Consider the following 3,392-nt stretch of genomic DNA (forward strand, 5'->3'; position numbering starts at 1 on the left):
CCCAAAACCGGCTCCGTCTTGGTGGTGGGAATAGATCAGTGTGTCCCTAGCAGCGGATCTTGTCACCGGTGCGCAACATCCACAGCGCCACGCAAGCCAAGATCAAGAAGAACAAGGTCACCACGCCCAGCGAGTGGGCAATCGGCGCGTCGGCCACACCGAAGAAGCCATAGCGAAACCCGTCGATCATGTAGAAGAACGGATTGAACCGCGAGGCCTGCTCCCAGAACTCGGGCAGTGAGTGAATCGAGTAAAACACGCCGGACAAGAACGAGAACGGCATGATGAAAAAGTTCTGGAATGCGGCGAGGTGGTCGAACTTCTGCGCCACGATGCCTGCGATCAGTCCGAACACGGCCAGGCAGCCGGCCGATAGCACCAGCATCGCAATCGCAGCAAGCGGGGCTTGCAATGGCAGCGGGATGAACAGCCAACCGACCGCATAAAGCACGACCGCCACGCAGGACGCGCGCACAATGGCCGCGCCGACAAAGGCCACAAAGATCTCCACGGCGGACAACGGCGCAAACAGCAGAAACACCAGGTTGCCCATGATCTTCGACTGGGTCAGCGACGACGAGGTGTTCGCAAATGCGTTCTGGATGATGCTCATCATCACCAGGCCGGGAATCAGAAACGCGGTGTAGCCGACGCCCGGATAGACGTTGACGCGATCTTCCAGCACATGCTGGAACACCAGCAGGTAGAGCACGGCGGTGACCACGGGCGCGAGCACGGTCTGGCCGATCACGCTCAAGAACCGGCGGACTTCCTTCTGGAACAGCGTCCACGTGCCGCGCGGGTTGAAGCGCCGGGCCATGGCAGCGGAATCAACGGGGCTATGCATCGTGATCTCCCGTCAGTTCGACAAAGATGTCTTCCAAGCTCGGCTCCCGTGTGTGCACGTCGGTGACCCGAAAGCCGGCGTCTCGCAGGCCGTCGAGCACGTCAGCCACCGAATCCTGGCCACGGGTCAGGCGCAGTTCAAGCTCATCGTTATCGCGAGCACAGACCAGCCGCTCGATCGCGTCTGGCACGGCTCCGGGCCCGTCAATGGACAACCGCAGAAACCGGAATGGGTGCCGCGAAAGAAAATCATCGGTGCGTTCCAGCGCGCGCAACTCACCGTGGTCCATGATGGCGATGCGCTCGCACAAGGCCTCGGCCTCCTCCAGATAATGGGTCGTCAACACGATGGTGTGGCCGGCGGCATGGAGTTCACGCGTGAACTCCCACAGCGTGCGCCGCAGCTCCACATCCACTCCAGCCGTCGGCTCGTCGAGGATGACCACCGGCGGACGGTGAACGAGTGCCTGCGCGATCAGCACGCGCCGCTTCATCCCGCCGGACAGCTGGCGAATGCTGGCGTCGCACTTGCTGGTCAGGTCCAGTCGCTCCAGCAGCTCGTCGATCCAGGGCCACGCATCGCGCCCGCAGCCAAAGTAGCCGGCCTGGATGCGCAGGATGTCGCGGACGGAGAAGAACGGATCGTAGACAATCTCCTGCGGCACGACGCCCAGCGATTGTCTTGCCGGGCGAAACGCGCCCACGACATCATGCCCCATCACCGACACTTGGCCTTGGCTGGCGCGGACCAGTCCGGCGGTGATGTTGATGAGGGTCGATTTGCCGGCGCCATTGGGGCCTAGCAAGCCGAAGTATTCGCCCTGCTCGATCCCGAAACTCACGCCCTTGAGCGCATGCAGGTCACCGAAGCGCTTGTGTACGCCCTCGACACGAATCGCTTGGGTCATTCCACTCGGTTACCTTGAGAAAAGGCCGCGCATTATACGGGCCCACCTGCATCTGTCTTGTTCGAACGGGCTACCCGCCACCATGTCCACGCGCATCGTCTGGCTACGTCGTGATTTTCGCCTCCATGACAACCCTGCGCTGCTGCACGCGGCCTCACGCAGCGAGCGGCTGCTGGTGCTGTACATTCATGCCCCAGACGAGGAGGCGCCGTGGGCGCCCGGCGCCGCCAGCCAATGGTGGCTGCATCAAAGCCTGACACGGCTGACCGAGCAACTGGAACAGGCCGGCTCCAGGCTGATCATTCGCCACGGCCCCAGCCTGCAAGCGCTACAGGCCTGCCTTGACGAAACCGACGCAAAAAGCGTGTGCTGGAACCGGCTGTACGAGCCGGCGATCCGCGAACGCGACAGGCACATCAAGCAGGTCCTGCGCGAGGCCGGCATCGAAGTCCGGAGCTTCAATGCCGCGCTGCTCACCGAACCCTGGACAGTGCAGACCAAGAGCGGCGGACCCTATCGCGTTTTTACGCCCTTCTGGCGCGCAATTCGGCCGACGCTGGACGCGTTGGAGCCCTGTCCAACCCCAACGCTGCCCGCCGCGCCGAGGCTACGGAGCGATTCGCTCGCCAGCCTGCAGCTGTTGCCACGAAGCGGCTGGGCGGATGGCTTCACCCAACACTGGACGCCTGGCGCCACGGGCGCCCGTAGGCGGTTGAGCAACTTTCTCGCCGACCAGCTGGAACGCTATGACACCGGGCGCGACATTCCGTCGGAAGACCTGACGTCCAGCCTGTCACCACACCTGCACTTTGGCGAGATCGGACCGCGAGAGATCCTGCAGGCGACGCGCCAGGCCCGCGGCGACGAGGGCGGCAGCCGCCGCGCCAGCAACGCCGAAAAATTCCTGTCGGAAGTCGGCTGGCGGGAATTCGCCCATCACCTGCTCTTCCATTACCCCGAAACGACGGAGCGGGCTCTCAACCCACGATTCCGCTCATTCACCTGGGACGGAGACCCGGCTCAGCGCAGGGCCTGGCAACGCGGTCAGACCGGCATTCCCATTGTCGACGCCGGCATGCGCCAACTCTGGCAGACCGGATGGATGCACAACCGCGTACGGATGATCGTGGGCAGCCTGCTGACCAAGAACCTTCGCCACCACTGGATGGACGGTGCGCGCTGGTTCTGGGACACGCTGGTGGATGCCGACCTGGCCAACAACACGTTGGGCTGGCAGTGGATCGCCGGCTGCGGCGCCGACGCCGCACCGTATTTCCGCATCTTCAATCCGGTGTCGCAGGGTGAGAAGTTCGACGCGGGTGGCCACTATGTGCGCCGCTTCGTGCCGGAACTGGCAAAACTGCCGGACCGGCACATTCATGCGCCCTGGGCCGCGCCGATGGAGATCCTGCATGACGCGGGATTGCGACTGGGCCGCGACTACCCCGAACCCATAGTCGACTTGAAAGCCAGCCGACAGGCAGCACTCGACGCCTATGCCACCATCAAGGGCTGACCACGGCACAAGTTGAACTCGCCGCCGCGCGTGACGACGCGGGTTCGTTATCATTCGCCGCCCACCTGAATGCCCAGGTCTTCGTTTGGACCCCACATTGCTGCTCAGCGTCCTCGCCATCG

Annotated in this window: 3 protein-coding genes; 1 reads left to right on the top strand and 2 read right to left on the bottom strand. The window is 63.5% G+C overall.

Annotated features, from left to right (window positions below):
- Nucleotides 1-46 precede the first annotated feature (46 nt).
- Both ACE1EY_RS13590 and ACE1EY_RS13595 read right to left on the bottom strand, forming a co-directional pair.
- A complete protein-coding gene (locus ACE1EY_RS13590) occupies nt 47-847 on the bottom strand; it encodes an ABC transporter permease (RefSeq protein WP_370300415.1) in 801 nt (266 codons plus the stop codon).
- Entirely contained in the window at nt 840-1,754 is a 915-nt protein-coding gene (locus tag ACE1EY_RS13595; protein WP_291514447.1) for an ABC transporter ATP-binding protein, read from the bottom strand. The genes ACE1EY_RS13590 and ACE1EY_RS13595 overlap by 8 nt, the downstream gene beginning before the upstream one ends.
- Nucleotides 1,755-1,836: 82 nt before the next feature.
- Here ACE1EY_RS13595 and ACE1EY_RS13600 point away from each other — a divergent pair, with 82 nt between their 5' ends.
- The gene (locus ACE1EY_RS13600; RefSeq protein ID WP_291514448.1) at nt 1,837-3,270 is read left to right on the top strand and encodes a deoxyribodipyrimidine photo-lyase; all 1,434 of its coding nucleotides are present in this window, start codon (nt 1,837-1,839) and stop codon (nt 3,268-3,270) included.
- Nucleotides 3,271-3,392 lie beyond the last annotated feature (122 nt).

Source organism: Abyssibacter sp. (genome assembly GCF_964229365.1).
Lineage (GTDB): Bacteria > Pseudomonadota > Gammaproteobacteria > Nevskiales > OUC007 > Abyssibacter.

Excerpts from the sequence above, each read along its gene's own strand:
- ACE1EY_RS13590 (WP_370300415.1), bottom strand. The coding sequence starts at position 847 with ATGCATAGCCCCGTTGATTCCGCTGCCATGGCCCGGCGCTTCAACCCG.
- ACE1EY_RS13595 (WP_291514447.1), bottom strand. The coding sequence starts at position 1,754 with ATGACCCAAGCGATTCGTGTCGAGGGCGTACACAAGCGCTTCGGTGAC.
- ACE1EY_RS13600 (WP_291514448.1), top strand. The coding sequence starts at position 1,837 with ATGTCCACGCGCATCGTCTGGCTACGTCGTGATTTTCGCCTCCATGAC.